General features: G+C 52.0%; 19 protein-coding genes. 12 read left to right on the top strand and 7 right to left on the bottom strand.

Annotated elements, in window-relative coordinates:
• The first annotated feature begins 16 nt into the window (after nt 1–16).
• The 4 genes from SH302x_RS05255 to SH302x_RS05240 are packed head-to-tail and all read left to right on the top strand — an operon-like array spanning nt 17 to nt 4,728.
• Nucleotides 17–844, top strand: a complete 828-nt coding sequence (locus SH302x_RS05255) for a succinate dehydrogenase cytochrome b558 subunit (protein ID WP_479367678.1) — start codon at nt 17–19, stop codon at nt 842–844.
• Nucleotides 845–898: 54 nt separating this feature from the next.
• Nucleotides 899–2,875 carry a succinate dehydrogenase flavoprotein subunit gene (sdhA, locus tag SH302x_RS05250; RefSeq protein WP_479367677.1) on the top strand — a complete coding sequence of 659 codons (1,977 nt, stop codon included), beginning with the start codon at nt 899–901 and terminating at the stop codon, nt 2,873–2,875.
• Between the two features lie 54 nt (nt 2,876–2,929).
• Nucleotides 2,930–3,784 (top strand): succinate dehydrogenase iron-sulfur subunit, encoded by an 855-nt coding sequence (sdhB, locus tag SH302x_RS05245; protein ID WP_479367676.1) that lies wholly within the window; start codon nt 2,930–2,932, stop codon nt 3,782–3,784.
• Between the two features lie 41 nt (nt 3,785–3,825).
• Nucleotides 3,826–4,728 carry an NAD-dependent epimerase/dehydratase family protein gene (locus SH302x_RS05240; RefSeq protein WP_479367675.1) on the top strand — a complete coding sequence of 301 codons (903 nt, stop codon included), beginning with the start codon at nt 3,826–3,828 and terminating at the stop codon, nt 4,726–4,728.
• On the opposite strand, the gene SH302x_RS05235 is transcribed toward SH302x_RS05240, so the two are convergent.
• Together SH302x_RS05235 and SH302x_RS05230 are read right to left on the bottom strand one after the other, a co-directional pair.
• The gene (locus tag SH302x_RS05235; RefSeq protein ID WP_479367674.1) at nt 4,688–5,116 is read right to left on the bottom strand and encodes a ComEA family DNA-binding protein; all 429 of its coding nucleotides are present in this window, start codon (nt 5,114–5,116) and stop codon (nt 4,688–4,690) included. The genes SH302x_RS05240 and SH302x_RS05235 overlap by 41 nt on opposite strands.
• Nucleotides 5,113–5,745, bottom strand: coding sequence for an NfeD family protein (locus tag SH302x_RS05230; protein WP_479367673.1), 633 nt, complete (start codon nt 5,743–5,745; stop codon nt 5,113–5,115). Before SH302x_RS05230 ends, SH302x_RS05235 begins: the two co-directional genes overlap by 4 nt.
• Nucleotides 5,746–5,930: 185 nt before the next feature.
• Here SH302x_RS05230 and SH302x_RS05225 point away from each other — a divergent pair, with 185 nt between their 5' ends.
• On the top strand, nt 5,931–6,248 hold the full coding sequence (locus SH302x_RS05225) for a hypothetical protein (protein ID WP_479367672.1): 318 nt from the start codon (nt 5,931–5,933) through the stop codon (nt 6,246–6,248).
• Nucleotides 6,249–6,271: 23 nt separating this feature from the next.
• On the opposite strand, the gene SH302x_RS05220 is transcribed toward SH302x_RS05225, so the two are convergent.
• From SH302x_RS05220 to SH302x_RS05200, 5 genes are all read right to left on the bottom strand, one after another.
• Nucleotides 6,272–7,189 (bottom strand): S1/P1 nuclease, encoded by a 918-nt coding sequence (locus tag SH302x_RS05220; RefSeq protein ID WP_479367671.1) that lies wholly within the window; start codon nt 7,187–7,189, stop codon nt 6,272–6,274.
• A 67-nt stretch (nt 7,190–7,256) separates the two neighbouring features.
• The gene (locus SH302x_RS05215; RefSeq protein ID WP_479367670.1) at nt 7,257–8,684 is read right to left on the bottom strand and encodes a dicarboxylate/amino acid:cation symporter; all 1,428 of its coding nucleotides are present in this window, start codon (nt 8,682–8,684) and stop codon (nt 7,257–7,259) included.
• A gap of 183 nt (nt 8,685–8,867) precedes the next feature.
• Nucleotides 8,868–9,896 (bottom strand): 4-hydroxythreonine-4-phosphate dehydrogenase PdxA, encoded by a 1,029-nt coding sequence (pdxA, locus tag SH302x_RS05210; RefSeq protein WP_479367669.1) that lies wholly within the window; start codon nt 9,894–9,896, stop codon nt 8,868–8,870.
• Nucleotides 9,897–10,028: 132 nt separating this feature from the next.
• Nucleotides 10,029–11,789 carry a BBP7 family outer membrane beta-barrel protein gene (locus tag SH302x_RS05205; RefSeq protein ID WP_479367668.1) on the bottom strand — a complete coding sequence of 587 codons (1,761 nt, stop codon included), beginning with the start codon at nt 11,787–11,789 and terminating at the stop codon, nt 10,029–10,031.
• A gap of 240 nt (nt 11,790–12,029) precedes the next feature.
• Complete coding sequence (locus SH302x_RS05200; protein ID WP_479367667.1) at nt 12,030–12,266, bottom strand: hypothetical protein; 237 nt, start codon at nt 12,264–12,266, stop codon at nt 12,030–12,032.
• Nucleotides 12,267–12,270: 4 nt separating this feature from the next.
• Here SH302x_RS05200 and SH302x_RS05195 point away from each other — a divergent pair, with 4 nt between their 5' ends.
• From SH302x_RS05195 to SH302x_RS05165, 7 genes are all read left to right on the top strand, one after another.
• Nucleotides 12,271–13,464 carry a PDZ domain-containing protein gene (locus tag SH302x_RS05195; RefSeq protein ID WP_479367666.1) on the top strand — a complete coding sequence of 398 codons (1,194 nt, stop codon included), beginning with the start codon at nt 12,271–12,273 and terminating at the stop codon, nt 13,462–13,464.
• Nucleotides 13,465–13,522: 58 nt separating this feature from the next.
• On the top strand, nt 13,523–14,758 hold the full coding sequence (gene mutY / locus SH302x_RS05190) for an A/G-specific adenine glycosylase (protein WP_479367665.1): 1,236 nt from the start codon (nt 13,523–13,525) through the stop codon (nt 14,756–14,758).
• A 188-nt stretch (nt 14,759–14,946) separates the two neighbouring features.
• A complete protein-coding gene (locus SH302x_RS05185) occupies nt 14,947–15,612 on the top strand; it encodes an RNA polymerase sigma factor (protein ID WP_479367664.1) in 666 nt (221 codons plus the stop codon).
• Between the two features lie 12 nt (nt 15,613–15,624).
• On the top strand, nt 15,625–16,710 hold the full coding sequence (locus SH302x_RS05180; RefSeq protein ID WP_479367663.1) for a hypothetical protein: 1,086 nt from the start codon (nt 15,625–15,627) through the stop codon (nt 16,708–16,710).
• A 78-nt stretch (nt 16,711–16,788) separates the two neighbouring features.
• Nucleotides 16,789–17,271: a hypothetical protein gene (locus tag SH302x_RS05175; RefSeq protein ID WP_479367662.1), complete on the top strand. Its 483-nt coding sequence runs from the start codon at nt 16,789–16,791 to the stop codon at nt 17,269–17,271.
• A 98-nt stretch (nt 17,272–17,369) separates the two neighbouring features.
• On the top strand, nt 17,370–18,722 hold the full coding sequence (locus SH302x_RS05170) for a Gfo/Idh/MocA family protein (RefSeq protein WP_479367661.1): 1,353 nt from the start codon (nt 17,370–17,372) through the stop codon (nt 18,720–18,722).
• A 71-nt stretch (nt 18,723–18,793) separates the two neighbouring features.
• The gene (locus tag SH302x_RS05165; RefSeq protein ID WP_479367660.1) at nt 18,794–19,771 is read left to right on the top strand and encodes a sugar phosphate isomerase/epimerase family protein; all 978 of its coding nucleotides are present in this window, start codon (nt 18,794–18,796) and stop codon (nt 19,769–19,771) included.
• Nucleotides 19,772–19,840 lie beyond the last annotated feature (69 nt).

The following is a 19,840-nucleotide window of genomic DNA, read 5'->3' as shown; positions in this document are numbered from 1 at the left end:
AGCGATTGCTACTTCGATGAATTCGTTCTTTTTGCGGCATGAGTTTCTTATACGCCGACTCCACTCGTTGAGCGGTCTTGTCCCTATTGGTGCTTACATGACAGTTCACTTGACGGTGAACTCCAGTTTGCTGTTGGGGACAGAGAGGTTTCAATCCTTAGTCTATGGCATCCACAGCTTGGGAGCGATTCTCCCACTGATTGAGTGGACGTTTATCTTCTTGCCTATTATTTTCCATGCGGTGGTGGGAGTTTGGATTGCTCAAACGGGCCAATCTAATTCTCAGATGTACGGATATGGCAGCAATATTCGGTACACTTGGCAGCGGTATACCGGCTACATCGCGATGGTCTTCATTTTCACCCACGTATTTCATTTGCACGGCTGGTTCCATGCCGACTGGTGGTTGAAGAATGTCGCCGAGCCGTTGGGGATGGCTCAGTTTCGACCGTACAACGCGGCTAGTACGCTGGCGTACGCCATGACGGGGATCGCTTGGCCTATTTTCTACGTCATTGGCGTGGTGGCGTGCTGCTACCATTTGGCGAACGGCGTTTGGACCGCGGGAATCACTTGGGGAGCTTGGGTTTCAGCCGCTGGCCAGCAGCGAGCATTGAAAGCGTGCGGCGTTTTTGGCGTTATTTTGACGGCTTTAGGACTCTCCTCCCTATTTGCGGTCAAGACTGTTGACCCCGAGTTGGCCGAAAAGACAGAGATTCGAATGTATGAGAAGGGTGTCGAGCTTGGGACAGTGCCCGCCAATCCTCACAAGCTAAGCAATCCGCCGGCAGGCCACAGCTCTGGGCATGCCAGCGCCGCAGCAGTTATCGCTGCTCCCGAATAACAGTTATTAGTTAACAAAGGCAAACGAAGCGTTCCTTTCGAAAAGGTTGAATGTATGGCTAGTCCGAAGGTAGTAATTGTAGGTGGCGGTTTAGCAGGTCTGGCCGCCGCTTCGAAACTGGGCGAATTAGGCGTCAACGTCGATTTGCTCAGCCTGACCCCCGTCAAACGCTCGCATAGCGTGTGCGCCCAAGGCGGCATCAACAGCGTTAGTGATATGACGCGGCAAGATGGTGACAACGAGTGGAAGCATTTCGACGACACGATCTACGGTGGTGACTTCCTGCAACACCAACCGCCAGTGAAAGAGATGTCGTACTGGGCACCCAAAGTGATCGATTTAATGGATCGCTTGGGAGTGACCTTTAACCGCACCGCTGAAGGCTTCATGGATCGCCGCCGCTTTGGTGGCACGCTTTATAAACGAACCGCTTTTGCTGGTGCGACCACCGGGCAGCAACTTCTTTATGCTTTGGATGAGCAAACTCGCCGCTGGGAAACAGCAGGCTTGGTCAAAAAATACGAGTTCTGGGATTTTTTGGGACCTGTCCAGGATGATGCTGGCAATTGCGTCGGAGTCGTTGCCCAAGATATGGTCTCTATGGAGATTCGAACGTTTCCCGCAGACGCGGTGATTGTGGCTACGGGCGGTTGTGGATTAATTTTCGGCCGCTCGACCATGTCTGTATTCTGCACCGGAAGCGCCGTCAGCCGCGTCTTCCAAGCTGGTGGTAAGTACGGCAACGGGGAGTTTATTCAAGTCCATCCAACGGCCATTCCAGGTGCTGATAAATTGCGTTTGATGAGCGAATCGGCACGTGGTGAAGGTGGCCGAGTTTGGGTTCCACGTCGGCCTGGCGACGTTCGCGAACCGAAGAATATTCCCGAATCTGAACGCTACTACTTCCTGGAAGAACGCTTTCCCAAGTACGGGAACTTAGTTCCGCGTGATATCGCAACGCGTCAGATCTTCAACATCTGCGTCAACGAAGGACTTTCCGTTGACCCAAATCGAATGTGCGTTTATTTGGATTTGACGCACATTCCTCGCAAAGAACTCGATCGCAAACTGGGCGGTATCTTGGAAATTTACGAGAAATTCCAAGGGGTTGATCCTCGCGATGAACCGATGAAGATTTTCCCGGCCGTTCACTATAGCATGGGTGGTTTATGGGTGGATTACGAGCGCAGTTCAGACGGCGGATTGGTAGCTGGCTCACCCAAGAATCAAGTCACGAACATTCCTGGCTTGTACGCGATTGGCGAGTGTGATTATCAGTACCATGGAGCAAACCGCCTGGGAGCCAACTCGCTCTTGAGCTGCATCTTCAGCGGCCTGATCTCTGCGCCAAGTGTTCTCAACTACATCAACGCCCGGAAGAAAGTCGCAAAGGAGTTGCCATCTAGCGTGTTTGATTCGGCTCGCAAGCAGCATCAAGAACGCCACGACCTGCTGCTCAAGAACAGTGGCAGCGAAAACCCCTACCTGTTGCACCAAGAACTGGGCGACACGATGACTCGGGCCGCGACCGTTGTGCGTGAGAATTCCCAACTAGCCGCCGCTTACGAAAAGGTACTTGACTTGCAAGATCGTGCCGCGAAGTGTTCGTTGAGCGACTCGGGCAACTGGACGAATCAAAATGTGATGTTCACCAAGTCCTTGCAAGACATGATTCCAATCGCTTTGTGCATTCTAAAGGGTGCTCATATGCGTGACGAATGTCGCGGAGCTCACTACAAACCAGAGTTTGAAATGCCGGCGTTAACTGCGGAGGACCGTTCCGAGCGAATGCAGCAGGCCGAAGAATGGTGCGATCGCTTCGAAGCTAACAACGAACGGTTCCTAAAGAGTTCTGTCGCCAGTTGGGGCGGCCGCGAACCAGAAATCGTTTACGAAGACGTCGACACCTCGCTGATACCTCCTCGCCCACGTCTGTATGGATTAGTCGGTGCCGAAGAGATTGAGGTCGCTTGGAAGAAACGTCAAGAAGCAAAGGCCAAACCAACCGAAAAAGCACTCGTACACGTTTAAAGTTGAACGAGATCCAGTTTCACATTAGCCATTTAACTCCATTACTGATTAACCATGATCGCTCCAATTGACAGCAAACGTCGTAAGCCTGAAAAAGTTAACGTTCGTGTGCTCCGACAAAATGGTCCCGGGGAACAACCTTACTGGGAACACCACAGCGTTGATTACGAACCCGATATGAATGTGATTAGCGTTCTGCAAAAAATTGCAGCTCAAGCTAGAACCGTCAACGGGAATGGAGTCGCGCCGGTCGCCTGGGACTGCGGCTGCTTGGAAGAAGTTTGTGGTTCTTGCACGATGGTCATTAACGGCCGCGTACGCCAAAGCTGCTCCGCCTTGGTCGACCGTTTGCTGGAAGAAGAACCGGGCGAGATTGAACTTCGACCGATGACCAAGTTCCCCGTCTTGCGCGATCTGATGGTGGACCGTAGTCGATTGTTCCGCAACCTGCAACGCGTCAAGGCGTGGGTGCCGGTCGACGGCTACTACGACATGGGTCCTGGACCTCGCATTCCGCAAAAGACGCAAGAGCAGATGTATCCGCTCAGCCAATGCATGAGTTGCGGCTGCTGCTTGGATGCTTGTCCACAATTTACCAAGATTGAATTGGAGCGACTGCCCGACGAGTCGGAGGAAGCATTCCAACAGCGTAAGAACGCTGCCTACGACGAGTCATTTGTCGGTGCACACGCCATTTCTCAAGCAGTGCTTTTCAACATGAATCCAGTTGGCCAATCGATGGCCGGTGAACGTATGGAAGCGTTGATGGGGCCGGGAGGAATCCAAGCTTGCGGTAACGCTCAAAACTGCGTCGCAGTATGTCCGAAAGAGATCCCGTTGACCAAGTCCATCGCTCAAGCAGGTCGCGCGGCCACCGTTTATACGATCAAGAAATTCTTTGATCGCTAACTCTTAGTCCGTTCGTCTGAAATATATCGTGGAGTAGTCGGGTGCGAATTGCGATAACGGGTGCCACCGGGTTTTTAGGGCGAGCACTCGTCAAACTCCTACACAGGGAGGGGCATCAACTGCGATGCCTCGGACGCGAAACATCCGATATCAGCACTCTATCAGCCTTCCAGATAAAATGGATCGTTGGCGAATTGGGGAATCCAGCAGTCTTGCCTGACCTCCTGCTGGATTGCGATGCATTAATCCACGCGGCCCTTTGGCGGCCAGGTGCTGGTTTTCGCGGAGCCGAAGGCGATGTCGTTAAGTTTGCTGAGCAGAATGTGATCGGTTCGATCCAGTTGTTCCAAGCAGCCGTCCAGCGAAAAGTAGGCAAGGTTGTCTACGTCAGCTCCTGTGCGGTGCACGAAGAGATTTTGCAGGACCGCCCATTAGACGAAACGCACCCGCTGATTGCCAAGTCGCACTATGGTGCGCACAAAGCAGCCGTCGAGGCCTTTGTCCATTCCTTCGCGAGATCTGAAGGCCTTGATATCTGCGCCATTCGCCCTACGGGCATCTACGGTGTTGCAACTCCTCCGGAATCCAGCAAGTGGTTCTCGTTGATTCGCAATGTCGCTCGAGGCGACGAAGTTGTTTGTAAATCGGGTGGGAAGGAAGTGCACGTAGATGATGTCGCCAAAGCGATCTTACTGCTATTGAAGCAGTCGGGCATTGCTGGCCAAACATTCGCTTGTTATGACCGATATATCAGCCATTGGCAGGTTGCGAAGATCGCTAAAGAGTTGAGCGGCAGTTCTAGTACCATCCAGGGGCAAGCTACGGTACCTAAGAACGAAATTGACAATCGTAAGATCAAGCACTTAGGGATGAACTTTGGTGGCGAACCTAAGCTACGGTCCACTATTCAAGAACTATTGACTTTTGTTGAGCCAAATGACTAGGTTCGCTGGGCACCACGTCGTCGGCCTCCAAAGCGAATTCCTTAATGACCTCTAGCTTTTGCTTCCCAATGCCTCGCATATGAGCGATGGCGACTAAGGGGTCAGGGTATTGACGCAGCAGTTCATCGCGTTCTTGGATCCAACGAGTGGCGAGTGTTTCGCCGAATCCAGGAATCAGCAACATCTCGCCGAGTGAAGCCGTTGCCAGATGGAGTTTGAACTGGTAGTTAACCTGAGCCGGATTCGAAATCGGAGGTCTCAACTTCAGCCAGACAAACTGCAGCATAGGCTGAATAAACAGCACGAGCATAAACAGGCAAAGCCCCAAACCGATTCGCTTGAGCAGAGTTGTCTCGTCATTTGGTGCCGTTGGCTGGCTGTCGTTCACTTCAGCCCACCTTTCGACGAGTCGAAGTCTTCCAAGTTAAACTCCTCGGGAGCAGAATTCAAAAGATCCGTATCGCCCGAAAATTGTTCAGTCGCCAAGCCAGCCTGTTCCGCGTCGCCGTCGATAGTTTCCATAGCAACGCTTGTCTCATAGCGTTCGACCGTCGCCACGTTCATTTCGATGTCGATAACGATAACGGCGGTTCCTGCCGGAATGATTCCGGTTTCACTCACGGCTTCAAAGTCGGTCTCATCAATGGTGATCTTTCCAGCCGGTTGAAGGTTTGTTTTGGCCAATCCGACATCCCCTTGGGCCAAGACATGACGGAACTGAGAGTCATTGAAATCGAAAGGAATTGCTTGCGGACGATTCATGATCATCTTTTTTCCGATCGCAGTGGACGGGTAGATTTTTACAAAGATGACCAAGGTGACTGGAATTGCTAGCAGTACAATTAAAGTCAACCACCCGCCAGCAATTGCCGAGTGTGCAAAGCCAAATCCCATGCCAGCCAGCGCGAACAAGGCGGCCGTCACCATGAGAATTCCGCCTGTAGGCAAAAACAGGTCGATCCCTAGCAAGAGCAGGGCGATGCCTACTAAAAAAATCGCGATAACGAGCGTACCCATAATGTGATCTCTTGAAGTCCTTTCGTTCGATTGTATCGACTGTACGGGTTTTTTCTATAGACGCGTATCCTTCTGACGCTCATTGCTTGACGGAGATTTGATTTCGCCTATCGAAAAACGTACCGTCTGGCAGGTACGTTTTACGTGCACAACCACACAGTAATTTAATAGACTAGGCTGATTGAATGCGACTGAGCGAATTGGTTGAACGGCTTCATCGTTTAGAACCCGAGGCTGACGACACCTACCTTGCGAGACTTGCACTGCTGCTGACAAAGGCAGAAGAGGATCTTTCGGTGCTTGCCGACGAGCAGTTGCTAATGCAACGTTGCTCAACGATTCGGATGACCATGGACGCGCTTCACGACCAACAAGCGGCGGTCGCAGAGGATTTGCGCGATTTAGCGGCATCGCAACCCTGCGAGTTCAGCCCAACTCACGTTTGGACGTTAGTCCGCGGCATCAAGATCCAAAGCCAGATCCTCGACCACTACCTCGATTAACCGCGTAGGGAATCTGGCCAAAACTACAAATTATCTTCTAGCAGTTTGGCTAGTCTTGCAGCGGCTTCCACAGCACGCACCTGAGCAATGCGTCCGGCTTGCTTTCCATATTCATCGGAAATCGAAAGCCGCGGTAGCTTGTCACGTTTTTCTTCGATGGCAGCCCGAATAGCTTGCTGGACTTCGCCAGTGTAGAGATACTGTTCTGCCACAGAACGACTTTCTTGGAGCCACTCGATGGGCTTCATGCGGGCAGTTGCCTGCTTACTGCGGGCGACCAAAGCTGGATCACTGCTCAGTTCATAGATGCGTCGATTGACGTCACCTCTTTCATAATGATTACCGAGCAGTTGATCCCATAAACCATGCAAACGCAGGTCACCGATCACGATTCGATTCGCGCCTCGATCGCCGTCGGGCTCAGTGAAAAGACCTTCTGCATAAAGGCTTCCAGAGTGGCAAGGCAAATGGACATCGCCAACCAAATGCGCAACCCAACATAGCGCAATGGCGCGCTGATCAGCCGAATTCTGGCGGTTAGATAGTTCACGAACATTCAATTCCAATGCTTGAAGAACATAGAGTTCCTGGGTTTGCGTCGTTGCATCGTCAGGCAATGGCCCTGGCTCATCGGGTACGGGGATGCCATCGATGTTGCCCATCGTCATGGCAGCGCCTAATTGATAATGCCACGTAGGTCGATCGTATTGCTCGTAAGACCTAGCGACATCAGGCCAATACCCAACGCGTCCAATCTTCCATTTGTCCCGTTCTAGTTTTGTCGGAAGATCGTCTATTGGAACAAAGTCAACTTTATAATTGGGATGCGAGCGGACTAGTTCGTCGAAAAGCTTCTGCTTTTTATCGGACAGTTGCCGATAAGCGAGGTACGCAATGATGGCGTGCCCAGACTCCGACCACGCGAGTAATCGCGTTGGCATCGCCACAGCAGTAACCAGTAAAACACAGAGAATTTGACTTCGGCAATAAAACATTGATTCGTGAACACTAAGGAAGATTCTCAACTGGCGGCGAGTGTTCATCGGACTGAACCGATGAAGATTGCTCCTGATGTTCCGACACCATGCCATCCAATATACAACTAACATTAACATCGCCTAAGACATTGACTGTAGTCCGACAGCGATCAAGAAACCAGTCCACAGCCAGCAACGTGGCTATCTTTTCGGTTGGCAAACCAACGGCAGTGAACACAAGTGTCATCGTTACTAAACCTGCTTCTGGAATCCCCGCCGCACCAACCGACGCCACAATGGATGTCAGTACGATCAGCACTTGTTGAGTCAAACCCAATTCCGTCCCGATCGATTGGGCAATAAAGATGGCAGCCGACGCCTCGTACAACGCGGTGCCGTCGTTATTGAAATTCGCGCCTACCAGCCCCCCTAGACTAGCCGACTTTTCTCGTAGCTTCACGTTCTCGCGCAAGCACTTGTAAGTGACAGGCATAGTGGCAGTCGAACTACTGGTAGAAAACGCCATCAACAAGGCATCTCTCATGCCAGCGAGAACCTGCAATGGCTTACACCACGAAAAGTATTTAATTCGAACTAAATACCAACATGACTGTAGCACCAAAGCAATAATAACCGTGATGACAAAACCGCCTAAGGTCGCAAATGGCATAAAGCCTTCGGTGCCAACGATATGAGCAACAATGCACAGCACCCCAAAAGGCACGATATCGATAATCCAGTGCAAGACGATGATGAGTGCGTCATATACAAACTGGACAAAGTCGCTCGGCGTTTTTAAAGGTCGATCCTTCAGCTTGCGAAACGCGATCCCAAAGGCAATCGCTATAAAAATCACGCCGATGATGTTTGCTTGATCGCCCAGTGGTCCCAGGATACTTTTTGGGATGTTGCGAACAATCAGTTCAACGGGAGTCGATGAACCAGCGCCACCGTGAGCAGCAGCCGGCACATCCGTGGTCGATGCCAAGGCCTCTACCACACTGACATTTTCTTTGGCAAACCATTTCCCTGGCTGCAATATATTGGTGATCGTCAAACCAATTAAGATTGCCACCACAGTATTCAGAATCAATAGAAACACCAATCGTCCCGCCGATTTCCCAGGGATCTCGGTCGTCATCAAAACATGAACAACGGCAATCAAGATCAGTGGCGGCGCGAGTGCTCCCAATAACTGCAGAATGATTTTGCTAAAGAGCGAAAGCGTTACTAACGTCTGACCTGCCAGCATCGCCACAAATTTGGAAATCTTACCAGCAAGGACAGCATCTCCGAAAATGGATTGACCAACTGATATGGCATACGTTTCCGTCCATCCAAGCATGAGACCGATCAGGACACCTAGGATTAACGCATAAACAATGCGCAGATAAAGCGGAGTATGGTGGTAACGCTGAAAGAGCGTTTTGCCTTTGGATTCCGATACCGTGTCGATCATGGGTTACTCCTGCTGCGATAAAGAGACCTCTTCGAATCCGTCCTTCGTTCAGGAAACGGTCTTTCAATTTTGGAGGCTGCTATCGGAATGTACCAAAAATCAATGCGAGATTGGAACTCGAAAACCGGTCGCTTCAAAAGAAACATGCAGATTAAACCCGCAGTTTAGTGAGCTGAATTCGGCTTAGCACTGAGAACTCAAGCCAATGGCAAGCTCAGTCGCCGCAAACAAGCTCCTAGGGTCGGCAACGCCCTGCCAAGCGATATCGCAGGCTGTGCCGTGATCTACACTCGTTCGAATCACAGAAATACCTAAGGTAGTATTCACCGCAGAATCAAAGGCCAAGGCTTTGACCGGTATATGCCCTTGGTCATGATACATGCACACAAAAGCGTCTGTTTGCTTGCGGCGCGTTGCTAAGAACGCGGTGTCTGGGGGCAGGGGACCTTCCACGTTGATCCCTTTCGCTTGAGCCCTTGCAATCGCTGGCATGATGACCAGTTCTTCTTCTCGATTGCCAAACAGCCCATGCTCACCTGCGTGAGGATTTAAGCCGCAAACAACGATCTTCGGCGAACGCTTTCGAATCTTCATCAGTGCTTCAAAGGTCAACTCGATGACATCCAAGATTCGATCTACAGTAAGAAGCCGAGGCACTTCCAGATACCCACAATGAACCGTCACAAAAGAACAGGTGATCTCCGGCGAGTACTGCATCATGCACCAGCGATCTTGTTCGTCTCCGGCACAGCGTTGGGCAAACATTTCCGTATGACCTGGATAAAGGTGCCCAGCCGCATGCAAGGCTTCCTTATTGATGGGGGCCGTCACGACCGCTTGCACTTTGCCAGGCAACGCCAGATCGATAGCACGTTGGATAAACTGGTAACTGGCCTCGCCAGTGCTGGCGTTGGTTATGCCTGGTACCATCGATTTCAACGACTCGAAATTTAAATCGATAACTTGGTGGCGGGCCGAAGTTTCTTTTCCCGCGAGGAAGTCGTCCCAAGTTAGCCGTGGGGGAAGCTCGGCATATTTCAACTTCTCCCGACATCGCTCCAGGACTTGATAATCGCCCACCAGTACTAGCCTACATCGCTCGGCCAGCTCTACATTTTGAAGCGCTCGCAGGCAAATCTCTGGCCCGACTCCGGCAGGATCGCCCATTGTCAACGCGATAGTAGGGAGATGGGGCGTGAGTGCTTCAGGCATAAATATGCTTTGGTCGTTGGAATTAGGGAACTGAGCGAATCACCTAGTGTGCCAAAAGCAAAAGCTGGTGACCAGGGCTAAATCCCAATCACCAGCTTTTACGATTCTTTGAAATCAACAATTCCGCCGAACCTACCAGTTGTAGGCACCGCCTAAGGTTAAGCCATGCAACAAGATGCTGCTGTTGCGGTTGATATGCATCGCGTCGTTCATCAAGCCGAAGTCATTGGGGATTTGGCCAGGAGCTGTCGCCAAGCCACCGATGCCGATGATGCGATAGCCGATGGTCGCGGTTAGGCCTTTCCACAGACAAACACCCAGGCCAAGGTTTCCTTCGCCGATAAACGCAAGGTCAGTATCATTGACGCTGAAAGCATAATCTTGACCGTAATAGCTGTTTGGAGACATAACAGTCGCAGCGCGATCGCTAAGTCCAGAGTACGAATCGTACGAGATATGGTTCGCGAAGATACCAGCCTTGGTGCCTGCCAGCAGGCTCAAGCGTTTACCCGTGCAGAAGGTGGCGATCCCACCCAATTGGAAACCGTACAAATCATTGGTAACATTGTTGCGATAGTACACATCGTCAGCGGTACCACCGTACACGTTGTCGGTCATGCTTGCAGCGTATTCCAAGTCGTCGTCAAATCGGAACCAGCGGAATCCAGCAAGTGGGGCAAATCGCAGCTTGCTGCATCGAGCACCATAGATGGGGGCACATGCTCCGGTTGGTCCTCGCAAACAAGATCCGGCCGAACCGCACGCGGATTGTCCACAGCCAACATCACCGCAGTCTCCGCATCCTCCGCCGCAAGGCACAGCGACCGACGCAACACCTGCTCGAGCCGCTCCACCCAACGCAAACGAGAAGAAGTTCAGCTCGAAGTTTTGGAAGTCTTGGTCGCGTCGAACACGTTGCGAGAACGTTCCATCGTATCGCGAGTATACGTTGGAAGTGGGCAATTCGATCCCGTAATAAACGTTCGGGTCAACCATGCTGCGAGTGGTGAAGGGCACATTCGTCCGCTGATTCACACCTGGCATGGAATCATACTGAGCCATCTGCGGGTCAGCAAAAAGCGTCCAGTAGTTTGCGATAACCGCATATCGACCACAACCGAAGTATCTTCCGCCGAACAGTTCGTAACCGCCAGCATGTCCGAAGTCGACGTCGTTGGTCGATAGCAACGAGCGCGATGGCATGTTACTGTCCGAAGCGAATCGCACGTACTCGTCATCGATTCTGCTGAAGAGCAATGCGTTGGCACCGAAAATCCAAGGCTTCGGATTCACAACTGTTTGAACGAGCTGTGTTGGAGCTGGTCCGCAACCAGGAGCAGCACCGTAACCAAAGGATGGAACTGGAGAATAGCTGGGGGCCATTCCGTACGCTGGCTGCCCCGTACCACAACTGGCACAACCTGCCCCAGAGTCCTGCACGGCAAAGCCACCTTCATACCCGTAGCTATGCGGAAGGTTCTGGACTTGAGGCTGGGGAATTGGCGCATATTGCTGGGTGGTCCCGGATGCTTGGACCGTCCCTTGGTTAGGATATACCGTTTGATTTTGATAGCCGTTTGGTGCTGGCAGTGCGGACTGGATTTGTCCGTTGACGCTCTCTCCAACACTGTAATTTCCAGGCGGTATATGCACATGGTTGCTACCGACTGCCCCATTAGCGTTTTGAGCTAGACGTGACTGCACGCCCGTACCAATGGTTGTCCCAGTCGTGTGGAAGTACTGCTGTCCGACGGGTGCTCCGCCCGTCTGGACAGGGTATGCACTTCCAGTTAAACCGTTGTTGTAGCCCATTGACTGGCCAAATACCGATGCCCCAGTAAATGCCAGCGACATGGCCGCGGTAATCATTCCAGGCAAAAAGACTTTCTTCACAGCAATACCCTCCGTGCGTGTGTTGCGGCAGATCGCCCCAAGTCGCTACCATGCGATCTACGGGGCGAGCATCCCTGCCTGTCATCCGCTGACATTTATTGGTTGGCGAATGCAACTCCGACATTCGCTGATGATTCTTAGTTTGAGGGCGATCCGTTCACCCACAGCCAGACGTTCTGTTCATCGGATTAGCAAGCCTTCCTTGCCAGCGTCAATTTCGCGTTTTGTAACCGGTTTTTATCAAGCTTGTCTTCCAATCGTTGCAGGCGTTACTTTTTCCGCCGTGAACGCTCGCTGTTGCGGAAATACGGCGTCGGAGTGCAAGTTGTCGACAAATCCAGCAAAAGTGTTAAATTTTAACGCTGTACCCGGAATGCCTTCAACCAAACATCCCATCATGTTCGACGTTCGACGCAGACTCTTGGAGACGATCATCGTACGATTCAGCATACAGGCAAGCAGTTGCTGCAGAAGCATGAGGATGGGTATCACGGCTCGTTTGGTCGCAGTCCTGTTCAGCTTCGGATGGGCCTGGCAAACCGATTTTGCTTGCAGTTACGCTCAGCAAGCAGATCAATCCGCGGTCGAAGCACTGCAGGCGGAAATACAAAAGCTGGATGCTACCTCGTACGCCAGTCGCGAAGCCGCCACCGAGATGCTGCTCAAATACCCCAACGAGGCGGTTCCCTTAGTCATCGAAAACTTGCTGCAAGAAAGATCGGAGTCTGGACAAGCTCTTCCTGAAGCCTCACTGCGAATGCTAAGACTGCTCTCGATGTGGGCCAACGATCCCGATTCCTCTTTAGGCAAAGAAGCGATGCACGGCCTACAAAAGCTGTCTCGAAGCGCTTCCACGGTGACCGCGATCCGCGCTCAAAACCTATTGACCGAACTTACGCTTGAGCACTCGGTAGAAGTGACGCAGCGTTTGCGCCGCCAAGGGGCTTTCATTGGACGAGATTCAATTCAAATCGTTACCGCCCAAGCGCTCAATCGGTATCTGTTGAGATTAGATGACAATTATCGAGGCAGTTCAGATTCGCTCGAAAGCTTGCGATGGCTGGTCGATGTTGACATGGTGCATGCACGTGGCAAGTTGATCAACAGCCAAGCACTAAAACACATTGTGTCATTGCCGAACCTACGAGTGCTTCAACTGCGTGATGTTCAAATGACGACAGAAGATGTCGAGTTGCTGGCCAACATCCGCAACCTCGAAACACTAGAGTTCATCTACACGCATCTTGACTCAGCTTCCATTTCTGTACTTGCGGACCTGCCTGTATCCAGAAGCCTGCGATTGTTCGGAACCGATCTTGATCCAAAAGCGCTTGAAGAATTAGGCGAGCAGTTAGAAGGGTTGGAATTTATCCATGGACGAGGAGGTTTTCTAGGCATCATGGCCAGCCAACCCAACTCCAACGTGATTGGCAACGTCCTGCCTTCCAGCGGCGCTGCACTGGCGGACTTGCGCGCCGACGATCGAATCATCTTGATTAATGACGCTTCCATCACCAAATTTGACGACCTGCGAAACGAGTTGGCCAAGTACGCTCCTAATGAATCCGTGCAAGTCGTTTTCGAAAGACCAATCATGCAATTAAACGACTCTGGGAAACCCAGTATCGTGTGGCACTTGATGACCACCGAAGTGACTCTGGGGATGCAAGACTAAAATGCACCCTCAGGGACATTTGACTAGTGCCAACGCTGTTCTTGCGCGGGATTGAAAATTGAGCCGACCAATCCGCCTGCAGAGTTCGTCGACGATCGCCCCCCCTCTTCCGGATTGGATCGACAAAGCTTGGTTAACCAGCTTCCGGGCGCGCTTGCTTGCGTGGTATTGCGGTCATGGCAGAGATCTGCCTTGGCGTCAAACTAATGACCCTTATCGCGTGCTGGTCAGCGAAATCATGCTACAGCAAACGCAGACGTCAACCGTCATCCCTTACTATCACCGATTCCTCCAGCGGTTCCCTGACATTGCGACCTTGGCAGCGGCCTCCGAAACCGAAGTGTTATCACACTGGGAAGGATTGGGCTATTATCGCCGCGCTCGTTCACTGCACCAAGCAGCTCAGCATGTGATGGCAGTCCACCATGGAGTGTTTCCAGATAGTCTTGAAGCAGTTCTGCAACTGCCCGGTATCGGCCGTTATACCGCAGGTGCCATCACCTCTTTTGCGTTCGACCAAGCTCAGCCGATCGTAGAAGCGAACACACAACGTTTGTACGCTCGCTTGCTCAAGTTAGAAGCTCCAGTTGCAGCGTCCGCCAGCCAGCAGCAATTGTGGCAATTCGCAACTGCGATCCTGCCCAAGAAGCAACCCGGTTTGGTCAACCATGCCGTGATGGATTTAGGGTCCATGATCTGCAAACCGAAAAACCCCAGTTGCCTTATTTGTCCGGTCAACTCGCAGTGCCCGACGTACAAACATCGGTTGCAGGATCAGATTCCTGTCGCCAAGCCTAAGAAACAGTTCGTGGACCATTTCGAGATTGCCGTCGCATTGCGGGACGCTCAAGACCGACTGCTGGTTTGGCAGCGGCCCGAAGGCGGGTGGTGGGCTGGCCTGTGGGATCTCCCGCGAAACTCCTGTCCAGATTTTGGCAGCGTTGGCCAAGATCGCTTTCGCGAATGGTTCCGAAATCATTTTGATCTCGAGTGTGCCCTTGATGAGCCACTTCATTTATTTCGTCATTCCGTCACGCACCATCGCATCCGGTGCCAACTTTTTTCTGGCAGATTGATTGGGAAACCGAAAAAACCGAAAAAATCTAGCCAATCCTTAAAACCGCAAGAGACTGCGGAACGTAGCGCCAGCAGGAGAACAGAGGTTTCTGCGCAGCCTTCGCTGGGTTTACCGCTTGCAAACGGTATTTCTTGGGAGGGTGATCAGAGGTTACAATTGTTGCCGTTTAGCAGTTCAGGGAGGAAGATGTTACAATGGCTTTTGAAGAAAAGTTGAAAAGTCAGACTCGGATTTGCTGGCTAACTTTGTCGGAAACGGCGTTGAACGAGTCTTTTACACGCCCCAATCGGTTGAGCGTTGCTTTTTCGTCTTTCGGCCCAGACTTTGCGGTTGATTGTTCTGCGAATCTTCAACGTCAGGTTGACAGCCCAAGCGGTAACCTTTTTTACGAACTGATCTGACAAATGCACAAACTCAAAGACAACCAAATCGCTCACCAAACAGATGTCTGTCTTCAAGATTTGGCAGACGAAGAGTTGGTAGAACTATTCCGAAACTCATCCAGCGCGGAAGCTTTTGAGATTCTTGTTCGCAGATACCAAAGGGAACTGTACGCATATCTAGCTCGCTACATTGGCGATCCTGAATTGGCAGAAGACGCGTTCCAAGCGACGTTTATCACTGTCCACGACCGGCTGGAGACTTTCCAGCCCGGCCGACGTTTCCGGCCTTGGCTCTACGCGGTCGCAGTCAATAAAACAATCGATCTGAAGCGGTACCACCGAAGGCGTCAAGCGGTCTCGCTGGACGCTCCGCTGGACAGCAGCAGCAGCGCTGGCCGCGAATGGTCGGGCGCAGAACAGCTTGAGTCTCGCGAAATGGACCCTTCCATCGAGATCAGCAAGCAAGAAACCGCCCAACGAGTCCGCGATGTCATCTCGCAGATGAGCGAAAACACACAGCAACTGCTCAACATGGTTTACTTCCAAGGGATGAAGTATGCGGATGTGAGCGAGGCTTTGAATATTCCTATTGGGACAGTGAAAAGCCGGGTATTTAATGCTATGATCAAACTAAATGACGCTTGGCGTCGTATGTATCCTGATCAGTTACCCGAACAGCCCTCTTGATTCGTTTTCAAAGTGAATCGACCTCGAATCGACGAAACGCTATTGTTAGGCTATCTACTCAATAGCCTAGATCCTGACGAGTTGCTTCTTATCGAAGAAGCAATTGCTGCGGATCCTTCCGTTCGCCAGCGGTTAGACCGGCTGAGCGAGGATTTCCAAGGCTTGCTCGACTCCGCCTCTGACGACGTTCCGGAACCACGCGGTGACCTTGCGTCCATCACGATGCAGGCCATCCAAAACCAAGGGCTTCGTAACGAACTATCGAAACCTTCCCGTTGGGCCAAATTTTGCGATCGCACCAAACTCTTGGGTGCTATGTCGCCATCGGAAACGATTGACCGCGGCGGTGCATGTCTGTTTCGCAGCGCCTTAGAACTATCAACTGTAGCTGTCTGCATCCTCGTCTTTGGAGTGGTCATTCTCTCCAACACCCAATTGGCCCGTGAACAAGCTCGCCAGAATCGATGTGCTTACCAACTGATGAATCTCGGTCACGCGATTCAGGATTACGCATTTCATGGAAGCCGGCAAGTTGCCCCAGAGCTGGACATCGACGGGCCTTTTTCGTTTGCTGGCATCTATGCACCAAAACTGAACGACCAAAAACTGCTCACCGACGACGACTCGCTGCTGTGTCCTAACTCCCAGATGCAGTCGGTGGCAATGAATGCGACTTCGGTTCGCTCATTGCCTTCGCTAAGGCAATTGATGCTAGCGGACTTAGAGGAGTTGGAGGTTTGGAAACGTTGGATTGGCGGATCGTACGCCTACAACTTGGGTGTTGTTTCTCAGGGTCAATACAGGATGCCTCGGTATCTATCCCGGCCCAACTTTGCAATCTTAGGCGATTCGCCTCGGATTATTGATAACAAGTTGGACTGGAGCAACCATGGCCTTAACCGTTGCAACATCCTATACGAAGATGGGCGAGTGGTACTGCGAGTGTGTGGACCTAGCATCGAGATGTTGAATCACCCTTATCTCAACGAAAATGGCGAATTAAAAGCGGGTTGCAACGAGAATGATTCGGCCTTGGGTCCAAGCTTCTTTGGCCCGCTAGGCAATCAAACCATGGTTCGCGTTAACTTCAGCAAGTAGTCTCTTGTCTCCATGTGGACTTTGTCGATATCGGTTCGGCAAGTATCCACTTTCTCAGAAAACCGCGATTAGCCCCCAATGGCGAAGAACGTCACCGATCGAGAGGACTTGCTACGAGATGGCGTCCAAATGCCCGTGCGTGGCCAGACGATGGTTGGTGAGCATGAGCTTTTTGTGGGCTTTCGTCGCGCGGGCCAACTCAGTTTGTATTGGAACCAGGATCCTGTTTTTCAATTCAATTCGCAGCAGGAGTTACGGCGCGTTTTCATTGACGCTCAACGATACGCCGCGACTGGTCGACGACTCCAACGGCTAAACGCTGCAGAAGCGTCAGGCAGCGCAGAGGTCAGTAAGCTCAATTTGACGGCAGTGACGACTGCCGATCTCACACAAAGTGAGATCCTTGGCCAGTTTTATGCAATCCGTGCTCGGATTCTGGAGACACCCCTGGTGTGGCAGGTAGTCGGGCTCGAATCCCCTGAAGCGTTTGATCAGCGTGTGCGGCAGTGGTTGCGGGACCTGGGAGATGAAGTGATCCTTGCGATGGTCCCCAACGCCTAGCCGGTGGCTGGCCCGACGCTTTAGTTAGCCCGACTCTTTTTCCATTCCATGCGTCTCGACACAACACCGCGGCGTCGACGTTGTTAAAATGGTCGTCAATGGCTGAAGATAATGAGATTCAAATCGCAAGACGAGGGACGCGCTGGATGGCATCACAGTTTGATCAACAGCAGACAACTAACCGACGCACTTTTGCTTCAGCCACTATGGCTGCGGCGGGAACTGTAGCCAGCTCGGCCTTACACTCACCCGCCGTGCACGCTGCTGGCAGCGACGTCATCAAGGTAGGGCTGATCGGCTGTGGAGGGCGTGGTTCGGGTGCTGCCACAGAAGCATTGATGGCCGATGCCCATGTACAACTCACCGCAGTGGGTGATATGTTTGAGGAGCGATTGCAGCAAAGCTTGAAGGTGCTGCAGCGTAACAAAGAATTGGCAGTGAAAATCGATGTCCCTGCGGAGAGGCAATTCATTGGCTTTGACGCGTACCAACATGTGATCGACAGTGGGGTAGACGTCGTCTTGCTTGCCACGCCGCCTCATTTCCGCCCTTTGCATTTGCAGGCCGCCGTCGCAGCGGGCAAGCATGTCTTTGCAGAGAAGCCATGCGCTGTCGACGCACAAGGGGTTCATTCCGTATTGAAAAGCTGCGAGGAGGCGAAACGAAAAAACCTCGCTGTCGTTTCGGGGCTCTGCCTGCGATACCACTACCCATACCGAGCCGCGATTGACCGTATCCAGTCAGGTGCCATCGGTGAAATCCGCACGCTACTGGCCAACGATTATCGCGGTCCAATTTGGGTAAAGCCCCGCAAACCAGAGTGGACCGACATGCATTGGCAAATGCAAAATTGGTACTACTTTACTTGGCTCTCCGGCGACTTCAACGTCGAACAGCATGTACACAATCTAGACCTGTGCGCATGGGCGATGCGAGATGAGTATCCGATCAAAGCAATTGGCATGGGAGGCCGCGAAGTCCGTAAGGGACCAGAGTATGGCAACATCTATGACCATCACAGCGTCGTCTATGAGTATGCCAATGGAGCAAGGCTGGTGAGTAACACGCGACAGATTGAAGGCTGCAAGAGCGATATCAGCGTCGACATTTTAGGCTCGGCAGGGTCCGCTCGTTTAACGGAACGTTCTCGGGGCGTTAGTTTGACAGGTGCCTACGATTGGACCTATGACGGTGACGAGAAAAGCTGCTATCAGGTAGAACATGACGAATTATTTGCCAGTATCCGATCTGGCAAACCCATCAATAATGGCGAGTACATGGCTAAAAGTACGCTATTGGCAATCATGGGACGCATGGCCACATATACCGGGCAGGAGATCACATGGGATATGGCGTGGAACTCGCGTGAAGACCTGACCCCGCCCAAATATGAGTGGGGCGAACTTGCAGAACCCGCGATTGCCGTTCCAGGAGTTACGAAGTACGTTTAGCTAATTAGCTTAACCATTCTCTATCCGCTAACTTTCAGAACACAGCGATGCACCCAAGCAAGATTGAATCAATGCAGTCCACTCGATCGCTCGATAGGCGTTGTTTGTTAGCGACAGGCTTATCGACCGCTGCAACACTATCGCTTAAGCCTTTAGCTTCGAATTGTTTTGCAGCAAGCCAACTCGAAAACCAAGATCGTGAAAATTCAGCAAACGCGGCTACCATCTTTCAGCACGCCTGCATGACGCTTCCGTACAGCGCGTTCCCTTTGCAACGCGCGTTACAAGGTATCCAAGCAGCCGGGTTCACTTTCGTCGCTTGGGGGGTATCACACCGCGAAGAAAATGGCCAGCAGATTCCAGTGATGCCAGAGGATGCGTCTCCCGCTGCTGCCAAAGCACTAGCCTCGCAATGCCGCGACTTGGGCTTGCAGCCCATTATGATGTTTTCCACGATATATCCCGAAGCGCCGCTGGCAATAAAGGTTTTGAAGCAACGATTTCAACAAGCGGCAGCCGCTGGCATCCAGCAAGTATTGACTTTTGGACACACGGAAGGTGGCAACCGCGATCTATGGGTCCAGCGTTTTCGAGAATTAGGCCCCATTGCTCGAGACTACAACGTTACCTTAGTGGTCAAACAACATGGTGGTGACACAGGAACAGGACAAGCTTGCGACGAAATCATCCGTGAGGTCAACGATCCGAATGTATGGGTCAATTATGACGCAGGGAACGTTATGGATTACTTGAACCTGGACCCAATCGAAGATGTCCAACGATGCAAAGAAGAAATCCGCAGTTTCTGCATCAAAGACCATCGCAACTGGCCCCAAGATCAAGACTGCGGCCCTGGCTTTGGCGAGATCGATCATTACCGCTTGTTAGAGCCTTTTGCCTTCACAGGCCGCTCTCTGCCACTGGCTTACGAGAACATTTCCGCTCCGCTGGTTCCGCGGCCGACATCCGCAGAAGCCATCGACGTACTTGCCCGCCGCGCTCGTGAGTTCCTTGAAACCGTGATTGCTGGACTTCAAAATAAAGTTTGATGCTGAAACCCAGTTACTCATGAACCGAGCAAGGCCCTAGCGGCCGTTTAAGCCCCCCTCCCACCTCCA

It is taken from the genome of Njordella calcicola, from assembly GCF_056494125.1.
Note: the sequence above shows the minus strand (reverse complement) of the source record. Positions and strands in the feature narration are given on the sequence as shown.